The sequence below is a fragment of the Novosphingobium sp. NFX11 genome (assembly GCF_057376415.1).
Genome location: NZ_CP080384.1, coordinates 1,603,471 through 1,621,638 on the forward strand (window position 1 = coordinate 1,603,471; position 18,168 = coordinate 1,621,638).

The window sequence follows — 18,168 nt, forward strand, 5'->3', positions numbered from 1 at the left end:
CGCGTCTGATTGCGCGACTATGCCCGTCAACGACGAACCAGCGACGTTGCAGGCCTGCCCTGCGTCGCGTGGTTTCGCGAGGAGGAGCGGGACATGGCCGAAGCGGATCCCAGGATCGAAATGGATATCAGCGACGTCGAATGGCGTCTTGGCCATCAGGTCGGCGGCGGAGAGCTCTGGGAGCCGTGCAACAAGACCGACATCCGCCGCTGGGTCATGGCGATGGACTACGTCAACCCGATCCACTGGGACCAGCGATTTGCGGCGGCGTCCAAATTCGGGGACATAATCGCACCGCAATCCATGCTGGTCGCACTCGATTACGGGCATGGCAACAATCAGGCCTGCGTGGGCCGGATCGATGGCCAGCACATGATCTTCGGCGGCGAGGAATGGTGGTGGTACGGCGTGAACGTCTGGCCCGGCGACCAGATCAGCCATGAGCGGATCTTCACCGGCTACAAGCTGACAGACACCAAGTTCGCCGGTCCGACCCTGTTCCAGCGCGGCGACACGATCCATCGTAATCAGCGCGGTGACCTCATCGCCAAATCCTGCCCTACCGTGATCCGCTATCTTGCCAAGGAGGCCGAAAAGCGGGGCATGTATGCCTCCACCGCAGGCACGCCGCACAAATGGACACAGGCGGAACTGGCGGAAATCGACCAGGTGCGGCGCGACTGGTTTCTTTCCAATCGCGACGGCAAGTCACCGCATTTCGAGGACGTCGCGGTGGGCGACAAGCTGCCGCGCCGGGTGATCGGCCCGCACTCGATCGCGAGCTTCACCACCGAATACCGCGCTTTCGTGTTCAACATCTGGGGCAGCTTCTACTGGCAGGGCGTGGATGGCGTGCCCGACTGCTGGGTCAATCAGGACATGGGGTGGATCGACGGGTTCAGCTTCGACGAGGAAGGGGCGATGATCGATCCGCGCCTGCGTGACGGGCTCTACCTCGGCCCATCGCGCGGCCACATCGACGACAGCCGGGCGAGCGAGATCGGGATGCACCGTGCTTACGGCTACGGCGCTACGATGGCCGCGTGGAACACCGACTACCTGGCCTTCTGGGCCGGTCACGACGGCATGGTCCGCCACGCCAAGTCCGAGTTTCGCGGTCCTGCGTTCGAGGGCGACGTCACCTGGATCGAGGGTGAAGTGGTCGAGAAGATCGCGGAATCGGACTGGGGCTTCCCGGTAGTGCGGATCGAGGTGCGGATGACCAACCAGGACGGCAAGACGGTCGTCACTTCGGTCAACGAAGTCCAGCTTCCCTACTGACCGGATCGGCGCCGTGACCCAGCATCGCTTCATAGCCGATCAGGCCCTGTCCGTCTCCTGCGGTCTGCCGCTCGGCGACGAGACCGGTCTGGGCGCACTGACGCTCGGGGGCTTCCTGCGCGAAGTCACGGCGCAATATTGCAGCCGCGAGGCACTGGTCCATTCCCGGCCGGATGGCACGACCGAGCGCTGGTCCTATGCGGACCTCTGGCGGGAAGCCAATGCGGTGGCCAAAGCGCTCGTCGCCTGTGGGCTTGCGCACGGCGAGCGGGTCGGCGTTCTGATGACGAACCGGCCGGAGTTCCTATCCGCCACTTTCGGCATCGCGCTCGCCGGAGGTGTCGCCGCGCCGATCGGGACCTTCTCGACGGCCGCCGAGCTTGGTTACCTCATCGAGAAATCGGCGATCTCAACGCTGCTGTTCGAGCGCACCGTGCTCAAGAAGGACTTCCTGGTGGCACTGGCCGAACTCGATACCCGGGTTACCGAGGCCACGCCGCATAGCTTCGCCTCGCTGCGCTTTCCCTTTCTCAAGACGCTGGTCATGGTCGGCGACGGGGCCTGCGGAGCGGTGCAGGACTGGTCCGCTTTCCTCGCGGCGGGCAACGCGATCGCGGAGGCGAGTATTGCCGCGCGTGCCGCTGCGGTCTCTCCGGCCGATGCCGGCGTGCTGTTCTTTTCCTCAGGGTCCACCGCGCTTCCCAAGGGCATCGTATCCTCGCATCGCGGGGTGACCTTGCAGATGTGGCGCATGGGGCCGCAGCAAGGACTGAGCGATGGCGTCCGCAGCTGGACCGCGAATGGCTTCTTCTGGTCCGGCAACTTCGCGATGATCGTGGGCGGCACGCTGGCGAAAGGCGGCACCATCGTCCTGCAGTCCACGTTCCAGCCTGCCGAGGCGCTGGCGCTGATGGAGGCCCACAAAGTTCAGTTCCTCTTCGCCTGGCCGCATCAGTGGGAGCAACTGATCGCCGCACCGAACTGGGCCGAAGTCGATCTGTCCTCGCTGGTCTATGTCGACGAGACCTCGCCGATCGCCCGGCATCCGACGGTCGAGGTCGACTGGATCGAGCCACGGCATTGCTATGGCAACACCGAGACCTTCACGCTCAGCGCCGCCTACCCTGCCCAGACGTCGCGGGAAGAAGCGGCGGAAAGCCATGGGCTGCCCTTGCCGGGCAATATCCTCAAGATCGTCGATCCTCTGACCGGCCGGACCATGCCGCTGGGCGAACGCGGGGAACTGGCGGTCAAGGGGCCGACGCTCATGCTCGGCTACCTCGGCGTGGCCCTTGCCGACACGCTCGACGCGGAGGGCTTCCTGCGCACCGGGGACGGCGGGTGGCTCGACGATGCCGGACGGCTGCACTGGGAAGGCCGGCTGAACGACATCATCAAGACCGGGGGGCCAACGTCTCCCCGCTGGAGATCGACGAGGTCATCCGCGAATGCGCAGGCGTCAAGGTCGCCCAGACGGTCGGCGTACCGCACGATACGCTGGGTGAGATCGTGGTGTCCTGCGTCGCCCTTCACGAGCGCGCGCAGGTCAGCGAGGAAGACCTGCGGTCTCACGCCCGAACCCGGCTGGCCAGCTACAAGGTTCCACGCCGGGTGCTGTTCTTCGCGCCCGAGGATCTGGCCGTCACCGGCAGCAACAAGATCAAGACAAGCGAGCTGCGCCGGGTCGCGGCAGAAAGGCTCGCCATGCAGACCTGACAATTCGTGTTGCGCCCGATCGGTCGGAAAGAGCCGGCGAGCGATGGTTTTCAACCAAGAAGGGGAGGATAATATGATGAAATTCAATAAGAAGCGCACCGCGTGGCGTTTTGCGATCGGCGTGGCCGGGATCGCCCTGATCCCGGGCATGGCGGCGGCACAGGAGAAAGCGCCGCCCGCCGAGGACACCTCGGCCGACCAGATCACGTCGGAGCCGATCGTGGTGACCGGAACTCTGATCCGCGGCATCGCACCGGCGGGCAACAACGTCATCGGCGTCACCAGCGAACAGGTCACCGCAACCGGCGCCGCATCGACGAGCCAGGTTCTCGCCAGCGTTCCGCAAGTGGGTAACTTCTTCAACGCCCTGCCCGCCGGTGTGTCGCCCCAGGCCGGAGCGAACGCCTCCAATCCGATCAACCGTCCGAACCTGCGCAACCTGCCCGGTGCCAACACCAGCGGCGGCGCCCAGACGCTCGTGCTGTTCGACGGCCAGCGTGTGGTCGGTGCAGGCATCCAGCAGGTTGCGGTCGATCCCGACATCATCGCGCCCGGCGTCATCGCGCGCGTCGAGGCCATGACCGATGGCGGCTCGGCCGTCTACGGCTCGGACGCGCTTGGCGGCGTGCTGAACTTCGTCACCCGCGACCGCTTCAACGGCGTGCAGGTCGACGCCCGCTATGGCCTGGGCGAAAATTACAAGTCGGTCGATGCCAGTGCGATGGCAGGCAAGGATTGGGGCTCGGGCGGCTTCTACGTCGCCTACGGCTATTCGCACCATGACAGCGTCTATGGTTCGGACCGGGACTGGGTTAAGCAGATCAACTGGGACACCAAGGTGCCGACCGGTCGCAACTGCGCCGCTCCGAACGTCAGCGTCGGCACGGCAACCTACGTGCCGTCGGGCCCCGGGCTGGCGGCCGGTGGCCCCAATGTCTGCGACTTCTCGGACACGGTTGCCATCTATCCCACCGCGACGCTGCACACGGTCTTCGCCCGTTTGAACCAGCGTCTGTCGGACTCGGTTCGTTTCGACGTGACCGCACTCTATGCGAACCGTGCCATCGAGGCCGTCGGCGGCACGCTGGGGACCGGCGCTCTGAGCACCGGAGCCACAGCGCAGGCGACGCTGACCGCCGCTTCGCCGTATTACCGCCCCACCGGCGATGCCAACACCGGCCTGCCGCAAGTCGTTCGGTACGACTACAGCCCCCTGTTCGGCGCTCGCTCTGCCACGCAGGAAACCAATCTGGAAACATGGCGCATCGCGCCGTCGATCTCGATCGAACTCGGCTCCGACTGGGAACTGAGCGGCCTGTTCAGCTACGGCATCGCCACCACCTCGTTCCGCAACGCACAGATCAGCACGACCGCGCAGGCCAGCGCACTCGCGTCCGGGGCATTGAACCCCTATGACGTGGGCACCGCCAGCCCTGCCACGGCCGCCAGCCTGCTGCGTTACGCCGAGGGCGTGGGACGCAACGAATTGTTCGATTATCGCGCAATCGCCAACGGCCCGCTGTTCGCCCTCCCGGGCGGCTCGGTCAAGGCTGCCGTGGGCTACGAGCACATGCAGGACAATTTCCAGCGGCGCACGACCAACGCCACCACTTACGCCTTCCAGGACCCTACCAGCTACACGCAGAAGGTCGATTCCGTCTTCGGCGAACTGCAAGTGCCGATCGTCGGCAGCGGTAACGAAATGTCGTTCCTCAACGAGCTGTCGCTGTCCGCCTCGGCCCGCTACGACAAGTACAGCGACTTCGGCGACACCTTCAATCCCAAGTTCGCCGCCACGCTGCGCCCCGTCGAATGGATCGCGATCCGCGGCAACTGGGGCAAGTCCTTTACCGCACCATCACCTGTCGACCAGCTTGGCGTTCTGGCATCGGCGGTCGCGACGGTGCCTGCCGCGTTCCTGCGCACGCCGCCCGGCGTGACCGCAGCGCCCGGCGAGGTCGGTCTCTTCGTGTCCGGCACGGCCCCCGGCCTGCAGCCGCAGAAAGCGACCAACTGGTCGGCCGGACTGGAAATCGAGCCGCCTTTCGTGCCGGGGCTCACCCTCAACGCCAGCTACTACAACATCGACCTGTCCGGCACGATCGGCCGGCCGGTGACGAGCGCCGATCTCACCGACTACTATGCCAACTTCCCGCAGCTCTACTCGGTGCGGCCCACTGGTCAGGAACTGGCAGCCTATCTGACGCAGTTCAATCCGGCCAACTTCAACTTCACGGTCGCCAACCCCACCTCGACCTCTCAGGCGCTGATCACTGCGGGCGGGGTCACCACTCCCGTACTGGTTTCGCTCGATACCCGGTCGCGTAACCTTGGGACCGCGAAGCTCGATGGCATCGACTTCAGCGCCAACTACGTGCTCGACACCAGCTTCGCCTCGTTCGATGCGAGCGCATCGGGCAACTATCGACTGTCGCAGAAGTCCCGTGCTCTGCCATCGCTCCCGATCGCGGACGACCTGGCGTTCAATACGCCCGTGTTCCGTATGCAGGGCACGCTGGGAACGACGATTGGCGGCCTTCGCGCACAAGTCACTTGGAACCACACCTCCGGCTACAAGCGCGGCACCGTCGAATTCGGCCAGACCAAGATATCCGCGTTCGACGCCATCAACCTGTTCTTCAAGTACGACGTGAAGTCCGATTCGGTCCTGACGAGCAACCTGTCGTTCACGCTGAACGTCCAGAACCTGTTCGACACCGAACCGCCCGAGTTCCGCAGCGCTACCGGGCTGGGTTACGACGCGACCCAGGGTTCCGCCTTCTCGATCGGCCGCATCGTGCAGTTCGGCGTGCGCAAGAACTTCTGACCGTGCGCGGCGAGGCCGGGCCACTGGTCCGGCCCCGACCGAGCAGGGCGAAAAATGCGGCTCCGGGGTCTTCCCCGGAGCCGTTCTTGTTTGATCGGAAAAGATGGCGCGTCGTGACTACTTTACCACGACACGAACCCGGCCGAGGTTCATGATCCGTCCATACGGACTTCCCACTTCCGCTTCCCGCTGGGCCGTCACGCGCAGTCCCACGAAATAGGTCCCCGGCACCGCGAAAGCGTGAGTGACGCTCACTGCGGCGCTCCCGTCCTTGCGAAACTCCAGAACCGCAGGATCGCTGAAACTGCCCTTCCCCTCGAAATCCCACTCCCCGCCGACGATGCGGCCAGTACCTTTTGGAAGGCGAGCCTCGGCGGTCAGGGTGACCGGCTTTCCGGCGGCGACCTCGGCGCGCAGGCCGCCATTGGCCCGCAGCGCGACCACCGGCTGAATGCCCAGCCGCGCCGCTGCCGTCGGCGGCACGATAACCTGTCCGTCCTTGATGGAATAAGCGGTGCTCGGCGCCGGTGCGATGCCCTTTTCCACCCAGGCGCTGACGTCGAGCAGCGCCTGCTGCAGCACGCCGGTGAAAGTCACCAGCTCGGCGCTGCCCTGACCTCCATGTTCGGCATGCTCGGTGAACCAGACCCGGAAGGCGTCGTCGGCTTTCTTGCCGAGGTGCTCGCCTACCTTGGTACGATACCAGTCCGCACCCCACGGCCATGCCGCAGTGTCCGAGAGATTTTCGACGAGAATGACCTTCGCCCCGATCCTGCCGGTGGGCACGGCGCCTGCCGCTCCGATGGCGAACTGGGGACCGAGCAGCTTGGGCCGCTGGGGTCCCAACGGTTTGCCATCCGGGCCGCGATACTGGTTCCAGGTGTAGAAGTCCGGGGTCGGGACCTGATGCCGGTGATAGGTCTGCGCGGCCAGCCAGTTCGAGTTGTCGATCTGCACTTCGTCCCCGGCGGCAAGCTTGGCGAGAACGGCCGGATCGTTGCTCTGCAGGACTACGATCTTCCCGTCGACGCGCTGCAGCCGCAGCAGGGCTCCCGCCGCTGCGCCGCTGTTGACCTTCAGGTCGGCCGCGCTGCCGAAGTCACGCTGCGGAACGGCGTCGAGTTCGATGGCGACCGGCAGTTCGCTGCCTCCCGGACCAAGGAGCGCCTGCCACGCAAGCTCCGCCGTGCCCCGGGCCTGACCCATCTGCGGTTTGAGCGTGATCCCTAGCCGGTTAGCATCGGCCGCCATGATCAGCCGCACGACCTTCGCCTTTTGCTGGATACGGGCGTCGCGCAAGGACTTGGGCGGATCGAACCCTTCATAGCCGGGCTTGGCCCAGAAGTCGGTGAAGTACGTCGGGTCGGCCGCGAGCATGCCCGGATAAAGCACCGGAAAGGCGCCGACGTAGCCGCGTGCGAGGGCGCGCAACTCGGGCAAGGGATAGCCGAAGTCCAGAATCTCCCGAAGCGCCGAGCGCTGCTCGGCGTCCAGCCCCTTGTACGGGTCCCCCGTTCCGCCGACGTCGAAAGCGTCGATGATGCCGGGCAGTTTGTCTCCCAGGACCCGATAGGCGTAGAGCGGCGCGGTGAAATTGTACGGCGTCGCCATCGCCGAGCCCATCACGAAGGGAACCGCCCCGTCCCAGACACCGGCCGTGTTCTCGATGCTGCCTACGGTCCGATAGGCGCCGCCGCTGCCGCCCCAGATGTAACCGAAGGGGCGCTTGCCCCCATACATCCGGGCGGCGACGACGCGGGAGAATTGGGCTGCAGCCGCATTGGCCCGGTAGGCCCCGATGGTCGGGTCGGTCGCGTATGCAGGCCCCGAGTTGGCGCTGGCCCCGCCGCCGTTGGTTTCGATGTAATAGCCGCCATGGTTGACCGCGAAACCGATGTTGCCTCCGCCATCGCGCGTGTCCTTCTGCGCGAGGTTCTCGCTGTCCGGCACCGGGGTGACGTATTCGAAGAAGCGTCCTTCGTACTTTTCCTTGGGCGGGAGGTAGAAGGAAAAACGCATGTCGGTGCCGGTGAAGCCGCCATGCACGTAACGGTGCCGCACCGGTGCATCGCGCCATTCGTCGATGTCGACATAGGGTTTGGTGAAAAGGGGATCGGCGGCGGCTCCCGGCGGAACGGCCTCGGGCCAGGCAATCGCCTCTGGCGCCGGAGATGCAGCTTCGCCCGGAATGGCACCGGCAGTCAAAAGCAGTCCGGTGACGATGCACATCGCCGTACCCAGACCGCATCGCGAACGAACTCTGGCTGAACGTCCCATTTTCTCTCCCCTGCCGTGTTTTTGTTTCGATCCTCGGATAGTGTAGGCGCCAAGGCGGGGCGCAAAACTGAACTGCATCGTCCACGCGAATAAGCGGGGGCCCCGCCCTCGCATTTCTATTTGGGGGGCGTTCAGGCGCGGACGGCGATCTGATACTGCTCGATGTAATCCCGGAAATGGCGGCGAACGCCTTCCTGGCTCAGGCCGTACTCGGCCAGATCATACTTGTGAGAACCGTGCTTGCCCTTGGGGTTACGGGCGAGGTAGGCCTCCATGGCCGTGCGCGCGGCCGGTGTCAGGGGCTCGTCGAAGCGGCGGTAGATGGACTCGATCGACGCGAGGGGATCGCGCACGAGGTCGCGGTACTGCACATCGAAGACCGCGTCAGCGCCGTGCCGCTCTCGGTAGTCGTTCACCCGTGCGATCATGAGGTCGAATGTGTCCATCAGGTTCTCGCCGATGGCCCTGAGATCGACCTGGTCGCTGTACATGCGCCGCACTTCCTTGAGCAGACTGCATGCCGAGCCAACGACCTCCACAGGATCGCGATGGGTCATGACGAGCTGCGCGTCAGGAAATTCCGCCGTGAGCGCATCGAGGAACAGGGGATGCCACGGGTTCTTGAGCGTCCAGCGCCCCGGAGATTCCGCCTGAAGAAGCTGCAACAGGCGCTTCTCGTAGCGGAACGCGGGGCCGTAGTCGGCCTCGTGGAGGAACCAGCGATGATAGCTGGGGATGTCGGCCTGGGAATCGAATATCTGGGCGCAGAACGAGGCGGACATCGCGAACTGACATTCGGTCGGACTATCGGCATCCTCGTAGTGGATCGCGGCGATCTGCGGGGCGAATTGAAGGCCCTGCTGGGTTTTCACGTGACAGGCATCGAAACGGGGTCCGGCGTGCAGTTCGTCGGGGCGCGGCGGAGGCACCGAGTCGAATGCCTCCCACCGCAGGAACGACCGACGGGCGGGATCCGCTTCGAGAAGGTTGATCGCCAGAGTCGTACCGGTTCGCGGCAGCCCGAATACGAAGAGAGGCTTTTCGACCGGACGATCCAGAAGTTCGGGGTGACGAGCCAGCCAGTCCTCGACCCGCATCCTGTTGGCCATGGCCGACACCAGCGCGTCCACGGACCGCTTCATGCCCGTTTCGGTGAACCTGGCTTCCTGCTCGTAGGCGTTCAGGAGCACCGTCAGGCCATCCAGAATCGCAGGATCTCCAAACTCGTTCAACCCGGTCAGCTTACCCGCTGCCGCGACGATATCCTCAGCCCGCATCTCTCACCATCTTCCTGGGATGGGTGCCCATAGCACCGGCATTCCCGGGAGCATGCGGCCATTGAGCATACTTTAGAAGAAATGTTCGCATCATCGTGGCGATATCGTTCAGCCGCACTCCAAAAAAGTATCCTGTATTGTAGCCTTGTCGATGCGATGAGCCCAAATCCATCGGCGAGGCAATGAGGAATTAAGGGCATGAACCGGCTTGGAATCGATTCACAAACGGTGTTCGGAATGCCTCCCGGGGACCACATCGATCTGGCGGCGCGGCTTGGCTGCGGGCACATCTCCATTGGCCTTGCGCCGGTCCCATGGCGGCTCCCGCAATTCGCACCATGGTCGCTGCGCGACGAGCGATCCGCGCGGCTCGAGGTGGTACAACAGGCCAATGACAAAGGGATAAGCCTGTCACTCGGTGAGGGATTTGCGATCCGGCCCGGCTCCTCCGTCGCCGCGCTCGACAAGGATCTCGACTTCATGGCTGAAATGGGTGTGGTCGCAATCGGCACGGTAGCCATCGAAACGGACCCGATGCGCGCCATGGATGAATTGGCGATACTGGCATCGATGACACACGATCGCGGTCTCGGCCTCTATCTCGAATTTGCGCCTCCTCACGCCTTTCCCGGCCTTCAGCACGCTTTGAGCGCACTGGACGCGCTGGGATCGCCGCACGCCAAGCTGATCATCGACGCTATGCACCTGTTTCGCTGCGGCAACAGCGCGGAACAGGTCGCGCAGCTTGATCCGCAGCTTCTGGGACGCGTGCAGATGTCCGATGCGGCGATGGTAGGCCCCGGCAAGCCGTACATGGAAGAGGCCTGCTTCGAACGATCCCTTCCCGGCGAAGGGGAACTCCCCCTGAAGGCTCTCGCTGCTGCCCTTCCCCCGCATGTCCCGGTCTGTCTCGAAGCGCCAAACCGGAAAGAGGCACCGGATATCGCCAGCCTTGAAGACTACGCCGGGCGGGCGATGCGGCAGGTCCGTGCCCTGTTCTGAAACACGCGCACTGGACCGCCCCGCGCGTTCTGTGCTTGAGATGCATCCATGAGCATCGCCGCCAAAACCCGTACCCCCTGGAAGTCGCCGCGGAACGCCTTCGCGAAATTTCGCTCGCCAGTCCGGAGGGCACGCTTCTCGGGAGCGAAGAGGCGCTCATCGTTCAGCTCGGTTGTGCGCGCGCCACGGTGCGTCAGGTCGCCCGCCTGCTGGAGCGTGAAGGCCTGCTGCGCGTGCGGCGCGGCATGAACGGCGGGTACTTCAGTGCACGCCCGGACGCCGACACGATCGAAGCGACCGTCAGCGCGTATCTCGAGACGCTCGACATGGAGCCCAGCGACGTGACCGTGCTTGCCTCGGCGCTGTGGGTGGAGGCAGTGCGCAAGGCCGCAAGCCGCAATCCTCAGGTGATCGAGCCGACATGCAGCCGCCTGAAGGAAAAGATCGCGGCGCTCAAGGATGAGGCCACCTTCGATGCGGTCAGGGTGCTCGAACGCGAGACGCAGGATGCGATCTTCGCGCTGGCGCAGAGCGAATACATCAAGCTCATCTTCGATATCAATTCCGCCTTCTCCCGTCGGCGGTTCGCAGAGCCGATCGAGGACAACGACAGCGCCGAGCATCGCGTGTTCGTGCGCGAGTGGCGGAACGCGAAACTGCTCGAACTTACCGCGATTGGCCTCGGTGACGGCGAACTTGCGGTACTCGGCGCCCAGCTGAGCCGCAAGATCTGGCATTCGCGCCTGAAGCGCCGCTTCGTCGCTCTAGCCGCTGATACGTCAGCTTCTACCGGGCAACGCGGATGACGCGCGGCGGCGGGATGCAAATTAAGAACCCTTTATTCCGCCGCTGATCGATGATGCATCCAATGGGCGTAGCGGCGAATAGTAGATGAAATCTCGCCGTCCAGCCGCGCATATCGCTTGAGCGTTGTACTGACCCCCTAAAAGAGGATACTTTTAGTGGACGACCGCTGTCCTCGCCCCATACTGATCTCCCAAAGAAGAATCGCGCACCGCGACAAGCCTGGGCACAAGGGAGAGGTTGCATATGACTGGAGAGCTCGTTTCCGCATCGGCCGAGTGGCGTCGCTACTGGCCGGTCGTGCTCGCCTCTTCGATCGGCTTCTCGTTCATGTCGTTCATGACCCCCGCCGCCGGGGTGTTCATGGACCCGCTGGCGCGCGACTTCGGATGGGACCGCACGCAGCTTTCGAGCGGCCTTGCCGCGGCTGCCCTGATTTCCATCGTGCTCTCGCCGTTCATCGGGGCATTGATCGACCGCAGCGGAGTGCGCCGCATCGCCTTGCCGGGCCTTGTGCTCACGACCGCGTCCATCTGCGCCTTCGCGCTCGCGTCGGGTTCGTTCGTGCAGTGGATCGTATTGTGGCTGGTGTGGGGCGTGTTCGTCCTGTTCGTCCAGTCGACGCTGTGGTCCACCGCCGTGGCGGCCACTTTCACCAAGGGCCGCGGGCTGGCCCTTGGCATAACCATGTCGGGCACCGCGCTGGCGCAGGTCATCGCGCCGCCCCTCAGCAACTGGCTGATCACGCATTTCGGCTGGCGGGAAGCATTCGTAATTCTGGGACTGGGCTGGGGCGGCGTTGCCCTTGTCCTGTCCGTGCTGTTCCTCAGGGGGAAAAGCGCGGCCGCTACGCCCGGTGACCGGCGAGCCCAGAAACCGGCACCGGCCTCGGACGTGCCCGGCCTGACGATCGCGCAGGCGTGGCGCAGTGTCGCGCTCTGGAAGGTCGCGATCGCCACCTTCCTTATCCTGACCGCGACCATCGCCGTCGTGGTGCATCAGTTCCCCATTCTGGTCGAGGCCGGGGTCTCGCGCGAAAGTGCCGCCTGGCTCGTGAGCTTGTCCGGGATCGCCGGGGTTGCGGGCAAACTCATCACCGGAACCCTGGTCGACCGCTTTCATGCCCGCTGGATCGGCGGCCTGACCCTGGCATCGACCGCTATCGCCTGGCCCCTGCTCATGGACGGGGTCGCCACTCCCGCACTGGTCGTCGTGGGCATGATGATCAGCGGCTATGCGGCCGGCACGAAGATGCAGCTGTGCAGCTACCTGACTGCCCGCTACGCGGGCCTTCGCCATTACGGTGCGATCTTCGGCGTGATGACGAGCATGATCGCGCTGGCCTCGGCCATCGGCCCGCTTTCCGCCGGCGTGGCGCACGACGCCTTCGGCAGTTACTCCCCCTTCTCCTCACCGGTGTCAGCATTTCGATCGTCAGTGGCCTGATCGTGCTCAGCCTCGGCGCTTATCCGGACTGGACGCCCGCCCTGCGCGGTAATGACGAAGGCGCCCCAGAATGAGCGGCGTTCCGGGCCGGACCCGGAGGCCCGACCTTCCGCTGGCGGTCGTCATCGGTGCCGGTGGGATGGGCTCGGCCGTAGCAAGGCGCATGGCGCAGACCCACCGCGTGCTGCTGGCCGACATCGATGGTGAGGCAGCCCGTGCACAGGCCGATGCACTCGCCCGTGACGGCGCGGATGTCCATCCGCTCGCATGCGATGTCACTGACACCGACGCGGTCGCGGCACTCTCCTGCATGGCGGAGGGCCTGGGCGGATTTCGCTGTCTGGTGCACATTGCGGGCCTGTCGATCGCGGCCGACGATTTTGCGAGAATACTGGCGGTGAACCTGCGTGGACCAGCGCTGGTTGCGGCAGCGTTGCGGCCGCTCGCCCGGCCGGGTGCAAGCGCCATCCTCATCGCGTCGCTGGCCGCCCACAGCTTCCGCCCTTCACCGGCCGTGATCGAAGTCCTTGAAATGCCGGCCGCACCGGACCTCGCCGACCGCGTCGCGGGGGTACTGGGTGCCGAGAATGCCACGCCTGCGACCGCCTACGCGCTCTCGAAGGTCGGCTTGCTTCAGATGGCACGGCGCGAGGCGGCGGACTGGGGCCGGGTCGGCGCGCGTATCGTGTCGCTGTCGCCCGGCCTCATCTCGACGCCCATGGGGGCGCTCGCCTACGAGAAGAGCGCGGGCAAGCGGGCAATGTTCGCACAGACCCCGTTGTCGCGCGAAGGCGCCATGTCGGAAATCGCGGACGCCGTCGAATTCCTGGCTTCCGATCGCGCATCGTTCATCAGCGGGACCGATCTTCTCGTGGACGGCGGGCTTGCCGCCGCGCTCGGATATCCTCAGCGATAGCCGCTCTAAGCCACTCGTTTGCCGCATTTTCCGAGTCATCAGGTGATTCCACCTGATTAGAAAATGCTCTAGGCGCGATGCACGGCCGCATCGAGAAAGTCGGCGGCGGCCTCGTCCAGGACGAGACCCGGTCCGTTCACGCCAAGGCTTGCCCTCAGGAGGGCGACATCCTTGCGCAGGAGCGCCGCGCCGTGCTCGAAGTCCTCGGGACGCGGAAGTCGCGCATAGACCTCGAAGCCGAAGCTGCGGCCGCTGCTGCCCTTGATCAGCTCTGCCGCCGCCTTGCGGTCTATGCCGAGCGCCTCGGCTGCCGCGAGGGCGGCATGAGCCAGTCCCATGTTGGCCGCCATCAGCGAATTGTTCACGATCTTCGCGCGTTGCCCGGCCCCCGCGCCCCCGAGGTGCAAAAGCAGCCCGGCGAATGCCTCGAAAACCGGCTTCGCCTGCGCAAAGGCTTGCTCCGTGCCGCCGCACATCACCGTCAGGGAGCCTGCCGCCGCCGCCCCGCCGCCGCCGCTGACAGGGGCATCGACAAATGCGATCCCGGCCGCTTCGCAGCGGCGCGCCAGGCGCTCGCAGCTTTCGGGCAGGATCGTGGAGTGGATCGCCAGCAGGCTGCCCGGCCGCATCGCAGGCAGCAATTGCTCGCAAATAGCGGCAACGCCGGCATCGTCGACCACGCAGATACCCACGTGGTCGGCCCAGGCGGCAAGTTCCGGCAAAGATGCCGCCGCCAGAGCGCCTTGCGCCACGAACGGGGCGAGCGCCTCCGGCCGCCGCGCCCAGACCGTCAGCGGGAAGCCTGCGGCGAGCATACGCTCGGCCATAGGCGCGCCCTGGCTGCCCAGCCCGATGAAGGCGGTCCGGATGGGCTGCGTGTTCATCATGCGTCCCACGGCAGACCTTCCCGGTGGTTCCTGATCATCGTCAGCACCGCGCCCTGGATCACGGAAGCCTTCGGCCACCCTGCATGGACGGCGTACTGCAGGACGAACTCCTGCAACTCGTGCGCGGTACAGTTGCCGCTCGAAAGCGCCGCGTAGAAGTGCGTCTTGATCGGCGTCGCCGCGCAGCTTTCGGAAACGCCGACCAGCGTGATCCATCGCCGCGAGCGTTGGTCCAGTGCACCGCGCTTCCACATTTCCCCGAACACGAAATTATCGATGCCCGCCTCGAAATACGGGGTCATCGGCGGCGGTCCCGGAAAGCCCATGACCGTGTTGAATTCGTCTATGCCGTCCCGCACGCGGAAATCCGGATCCCAGGGCTCGGCCCTGATCGCGTCGTATTCGCTGACCTGCTGCCCCAGCGCCATCGTCACGCGGGTGATCGCCCGATCCAGTTCCACGCCGCGCGACCACCCGGCATAGACGGCGAGGTGCAACGCCGCCTCTCGCAGCTCCGGCTGGGTCAGTTCACGGGTAACCAGAGCGCCGCGAATGTAATCCTCGACAAGATCGGCCGGGCCGTTGCTGCTGGCCGCGCTGGCGATCGAGATCAGGTAGCGGGCGCGCATCTCGAGGCCCGGTCGCGCCCAGATTTCCGCGAAGATGAAATCGCGCCAGCTCGCCTCGGTCGGCGTGGCCGGAACCTCGTGCTCGCGCGCCGTGACGCGCACCGCGACCTGCGCACCGCGCGCCGAACGTTCGTGGGGATCGAGCAAGGTCATTATCGTCCCTTCAGCCCCGGATCGAATCGATGACGGCCTGGGTGATGCCCGGCTTGCCGGGATCGCCCGCCATGAATTCGGCATGCTTCTTCTCGATGAAGGCATCGGGGTTCGCGGCGACCTCGGCCAGCGTCGCCCAGACCTCCTCGTGGGTGGGCACGACGATCTCCCCGCCCTCCATCGCATCGGACAGGATCCGTGCCGTCTCGGGCTGCGACTTGACGAACAGATGGCTTCCCGGCGCCCGCATCGTGTAGCCTTCGCTGAAGTGCTTCATTGCATCGGGCGAGGTCGTCATGACCGGGCCGGGACACAGGCAGCTCACGCGAATTCCGAACTGCATGAGATAGAGCGCGAGGTTCTGCGACATCGACAGCACCGCCGCCTTGGACGCCGCATAGTGAATGCGGCTCGCGGCGAACGGATAGAGGCCGGCGAAGCTGGCCGTATTGACGATGTGCCCCTCGCCGCGTCCCATCATGCGCGGAACCACGACGCTGTTGGCGCGCACCATGCCGAAGAGATTGACGTCGAACATGCGCTGCCATTCGGCAAGCGGGATGTCCTCGGGATTGCCGCCCGAGAGTATCCCGGCATTGTTCATGTGGATGTCGAGGGGACCGAGCGCGGCTTCGGCGGCATCGATGGCTTCCAGCACCGACGCCTCGTCGAGCACGTTGCAATGCAGCCCGGTGCTCTCCGCGCCCAGCGCGCGCACGAGTTCGGCGGTCTCTTCGGCCCCATCCCTCGATATGTCGGCAACCGCGACGCGGGCGCCGCGGCGGGCCCATTCGAGGGCGATCTGGCGACCGATGTTCTGCCCGGCGCCGATGATCAGTGCCGTCTTGCCTTCGAATGTAGACATCTTCCCGTTCCTCTCCCGTTATTATTCGCGACCGGCGCTCAGATCCCGGCCGCGTAAAGCAGCTCCGAAGCCGCCTCGATGCCCGCCCGAAACTCGGCCTCTCCGGTGTCTGCGGTGTAGTCCGCAGGCACGACCTCAAGGTCGAACACACCCTCGTAACCGGCTTCCAGCACGTCGTTCATCATGCGGCCGAGCGGCAGGTCGCCCTGCCCGACATGCAAGCGCCCGCCCGGTCCGGAGATGGCGATGTCGCCGATCTGGACAAGCGCGATGTGCGGCATGGCGCGCTTCAGGGTCTGGGCAAGGCCCCGCTCCATCCAGTTGTTGCTGAAGTCGGAAACGATCCCGAGCCCGGTTCGCTCGGCGATATCCACTGCGTCGGCAAGGCGCGTGCAGAACGAAACACTGGTCCGCAAGCTGGGTTCGAAGGCAGCGATCACGCCGTTTGCGCGGGCATGCTCGACGGTCGGCGCAACAGCCTGCGCGAACAGCGCCACATCCTCGTCCCAGTCGCAGCGCACCGTCCGGCCGCTGGTGAAATAGATCGAATGGCCGCCATGCGCCGCGACCAGATCGATCATCGCCTTGTGCGTTTCGCGCGTCGCATCCCACGTCTCGGGCGCGGCGAGCTGGAAGCCTGCGGTGATGAGCGTGCTGATGCGGATACCGGCATCGTCGAGAGCACCAAGGTGGCGCTCCGGATCGTCCGCGATCTTGTTCATCAGCAGGCCCGCGTGCGTGACGCCCACGTCCTTCCACAGTGCCAGTTCGCGCTCGAACGGCCACCGGAACGTGCACATGGCATCCAGAGACAGACGCGGATGGGTCACTGCGCTTCACCCAGGGCCGTCTCCAGCCGGAGGATCTCGCTTTCCAGCCAGCGCACTTCGCTGAAGTTCTCCCGCCCCGCGCCTTCGAGCACGGCCCGCTGGGCCGCAAGCTGGACGCCGAGCGCGTCACGATGCCCGGGCACCCCGGCGGGAATGGCCTCGGCCAGATGGAGCGCGTGGAGCGGCTTGCCTTCCTCCAGCAGCGCCCTCGCCCGCCCGAGCACCGGCGCATGGCCTCCCGCGAGCGCGACGAGTTCGGGAAACACGGCTTGGGGCGGAACCGAATAGAGTTCGGTGGAGGATCTGTAGCGGAACCAGCCCAGATGCTCCTCCCAGATGGAACGCACGATCCAGGGCACTTTGCCGTGCCCTTGCGGGATGGCGAGTTCCTCAGGCAGGCGGATGGTATCCATCAGTTCCCACAGGCCCTTGCCTGCGTTCATGCCCTCGAAGGTCCGGTCGCGCAGGTACTGCGCCGCATCGCGCATGCGGGTCAGGCGAGAGCGGATCTCGGCAGCGCCGCGCACCGGCTCCCCGTGACCGGTGATGAGCACTTCGGCTTCGAGATCGATGACGCGCTGCACGCTGTCGATGTACCACTGCACATAGCGATAGCGCTCGCCCCGCACGGTGTAGAGATTGGGCACGTGGCCGAAGATCGGCCCGGTCATGTTGCCGGTGAAGACGATACGCTCCTGCGGCAGCCAGACGGCAAGCGAATCGACCGTTTCCCCGCCCTTCACCGACAGCAGCTCGAATGCGCGGCCGCCCTGTTCGAAGCGGTGACTGTCCTGGAACGTGGTGGTCAGCACCGGCTCGGGCCGCTCGGTCAGTTCGCGCTTCTGGTCGCGGCTCCACAACCGGCGAGAGCGCGCGCCCATGGCGGTGCCGAGGTCGCGGTACTGCTTGCGCACGAACGGCAGGTTAGCCTGGCCGATGGTCTCCACGTCCGGGCCGCTGAAGGTCGGCCAGCCGCCGATGTGATCCTCGTGGCTCTGCGTCAGGACGATCCTGCGGATCGGCTGGTCGGAGACGGCATCGAAGCGCCGCCTGTTCTCCGCCGCGCTATAGATGATGCCGGTATTGACGAGGACGTTGCCGTCCGCAGTCGTCACCAGATAGAGATTGGACACGTCTCTGGACATGAAGATGCCATGGCCGAGATCGACCGCATCCTGCCGCCCGGCGCCGTCGTTGATGATCTGGGCATTGAGGGGTTCATTGGCGTCCCGAGCCGTCTGGGTCATGTCCATTCTCC

Annotated in this window: 13 protein-coding genes and 2 pseudogenes; 8 read left to right on the forward strand and 7 right to left on the reverse strand. The window is 65.3% G+C overall.

Features of this window, described 5'->3' with window-relative positions; all coding sequences use genetic code 11:
- Window positions 1-93: 93 nt before the first annotated feature.
- The 4 genes and pseudogenes from KZO24_RS08245 (at window position 94) to KZO24_RS08260 (ending at window position 5,824) form a co-directional block, all read left to right on the forward strand.
- The gene (locus KZO24_RS08245) at window positions 94-1,281 is read left to right on the forward strand and encodes a MaoC family dehydratase (protein WP_271184268.1); all 1,188 of its coding nucleotides are present in this window, start codon (window positions 94-96) and stop codon (window positions 1,279-1,281) included.
- A gap of 13 nt (window positions 1,282-1,294) precedes the next feature.
- Window positions 1,295-2,503, forward strand: a pseudogene (locus KZO24_RS08250) (AMP-binding protein); the annotation flags it as partial.
- Between the two features lie 119 nt (window positions 2,504-2,622).
- Window positions 2,623-2,880, forward strand: a pseudogene (locus tag KZO24_RS08255) (AMP-binding enzyme); the annotation flags it as partial.
- Complete coding sequence (locus KZO24_RS08260; RefSeq protein WP_486487158.1) at window positions 2,783-5,824, forward strand: TonB-dependent receptor domain-containing protein; 3,042 nt, start codon at window positions 2,783-2,785, stop codon at window positions 5,822-5,824. The pseudogene KZO24_RS08255 and the gene KZO24_RS08260, both read left to right, overlap by 98 nt.
- 117 nt (window positions 5,825-5,941) lie before the next feature.
- Here the strand turns inward: KZO24_RS08260 and KZO24_RS08265 are convergent, their stop codons facing one another.
- Complete coding sequence (locus KZO24_RS08265) at window positions 5,942-8,101, reverse strand: PKD domain-containing protein (RefSeq protein ID WP_271184271.1); 2,160 nt, start codon at window positions 8,099-8,101, stop codon at window positions 5,942-5,944.
- A gap of 131 nt (window positions 8,102-8,232) precedes the next feature.
- The gene (locus KZO24_RS08270; protein ID WP_271184272.1) at window positions 8,233-9,378 is read right to left on the reverse strand and encodes a sulfotransferase family protein; all 1,146 of its coding nucleotides are present in this window, start codon (window positions 9,376-9,378) and stop codon (window positions 8,233-8,235) included.
- Between the two features lie 198 nt (window positions 9,379-9,576).
- On the opposite strand from KZO24_RS08270, the gene KZO24_RS08275 reads away from it, so the two are divergent.
- The 4 genes from KZO24_RS08275 (at window position 9,577) to KZO24_RS08290 (ending at window position 13,546) form a co-directional block, all read left to right on the forward strand.
- Complete coding sequence (locus KZO24_RS08275) at window positions 9,577-10,380, forward strand: sugar phosphate isomerase/epimerase family protein (RefSeq protein WP_271184273.1); 804 nt, start codon at window positions 9,577-9,579, stop codon at window positions 10,378-10,380.
- Between the two features lie 188 nt (window positions 10,381-10,568).
- Complete coding sequence (locus KZO24_RS08280) at window positions 10,569-11,186, forward strand: hypothetical protein (protein WP_486487103.1); 618 nt, start codon at window positions 10,569-10,571, stop codon at window positions 11,184-11,186.
- Window positions 11,187-11,430: 244 nt separating this feature from the next.
- Window positions 11,431-12,630 (forward strand): MFS transporter, encoded by a 1,200-nt coding sequence (locus tag KZO24_RS08285; protein WP_486487104.1) that lies wholly within the window; start codon window positions 11,431-11,433, stop codon window positions 12,628-12,630.
- Between the two features lie 163 nt (window positions 12,631-12,793).
- Window positions 12,794-13,546: an SDR family oxidoreductase gene (locus KZO24_RS08290; RefSeq protein ID WP_486487105.1), complete on the forward strand. Its 753-nt coding sequence runs from the start codon at window positions 12,794-12,796 to the stop codon at window positions 13,544-13,546.
- Window positions 13,547-13,614: 68 nt separating this feature from the next.
- On the opposite strand, the gene KZO24_RS08295 is transcribed toward KZO24_RS08290, so the two are convergent.
- Genes KZO24_RS08295 through KZO24_RS08315 form a run of 5 tightly spaced genes read right to left on the reverse strand, consistent with a single transcriptional unit; the run spans window position 13,615 to window position 18,157 of the window.
- Window positions 13,615-14,433: an NAD(P)-dependent oxidoreductase gene (locus KZO24_RS08295; RefSeq protein WP_486487159.1), complete on the reverse strand. Its 819-nt coding sequence runs from the start codon at window positions 14,431-14,433 to the stop codon at window positions 13,615-13,617.
- Window positions 14,430-15,215: a carboxymuconolactone decarboxylase family protein gene (locus KZO24_RS08300; RefSeq protein WP_271184278.1), complete on the reverse strand. Its 786-nt coding sequence runs from the start codon at window positions 15,213-15,215 to the stop codon at window positions 14,430-14,432. Before KZO24_RS08300 ends, KZO24_RS08295 begins: the two co-directional genes overlap by 4 nt.
- A 10-nt stretch (window positions 15,216-15,225) precedes the next feature.
- On the reverse strand, window positions 15,226-16,080 hold the full coding sequence (locus KZO24_RS08305) for an SDR family NAD(P)-dependent oxidoreductase (protein WP_271184279.1): 855 nt from the start codon (window positions 16,078-16,080) through the stop codon (window positions 15,226-15,228).
- A 38-nt stretch (window positions 16,081-16,118) separates the two neighbouring features.
- A complete protein-coding gene (locus KZO24_RS08310) occupies window positions 16,119-16,910 on the reverse strand; it encodes a sugar phosphate isomerase/epimerase family protein (RefSeq protein WP_271184280.1) in 792 nt (263 codons plus the stop codon).
- On the reverse strand, window positions 16,907-18,157 hold the full coding sequence (locus tag KZO24_RS08315; protein WP_486487106.1) for an alkyl sulfatase dimerization domain-containing protein: 1,251 nt from the start codon (window positions 18,155-18,157) through the stop codon (window positions 16,907-16,909). The genes KZO24_RS08310 and KZO24_RS08315 overlap by 4 nt, the downstream gene beginning before the upstream one ends.
- Window positions 18,158-18,168 lie beyond the last annotated feature (11 nt).

Bases quoted from the DNA above. Each gene is read 5' to 3' on its own strand.
- KZO24_RS08300 (WP_271184278.1), bottom strand. From the start codon at position 15,215: ATGACCTTGCTCGATCCCCACGAACGTTCGGCGCGCGGTGCGCAGGTC.
- KZO24_RS08315 (WP_486487106.1), bottom strand. From the start codon at position 18,157: ATGACCCAGACGGCTCGGGACGCCAATGAACCCCTCAATGCCCAGATC.
- KZO24_RS08305 (WP_271184279.1), bottom strand. From the start codon at position 16,080: ATGTCTACATTCGAAGGCAAGACGGCACTGATCATCGGCGCCGGGCAG.
- KZO24_RS08275 (WP_271184273.1), top strand. From the start codon at position 9,577: ATGAACCGGCTTGGAATCGATTCACAAACGGTGTTCGGAATGCCTCCC.
- KZO24_RS08285 (WP_486487104.1), top strand. From the start codon at position 11,431: ATGACTGGAGAGCTCGTTTCCGCATCGGCCGAGTGGCGTCGCTACTGG.
- KZO24_RS08270 (WP_271184272.1), bottom strand. From the start codon at position 9,378: ATGCGGGCTGAGGATATCGTCGCGGCAGCGGGTAAGCTGACCGGGTTG.
- KZO24_RS08295 (WP_486487159.1), bottom strand. From the start codon at position 14,433: ATGATGAACACGCAGCCCATCCGGACCGCCTTCATCGGGCTGGGCAGC.
- KZO24_RS08265 (WP_271184271.1), bottom strand. From the start codon at position 8,101: ATGGGACGTTCAGCCAGAGTTCGTTCGCGATGCGGTCTGGGTACGGCG.
- KZO24_RS08290 (WP_486487105.1), top strand. From the start codon at position 12,794: ATGGCGCAGACCCACCGCGTGCTGCTGGCCGACATCGATGGTGAGGCA.
- KZO24_RS08245 (WP_271184268.1), top strand. From the start codon at position 94: ATGGCCGAAGCGGATCCCAGGATCGAAATGGATATCAGCGACGTCGAA.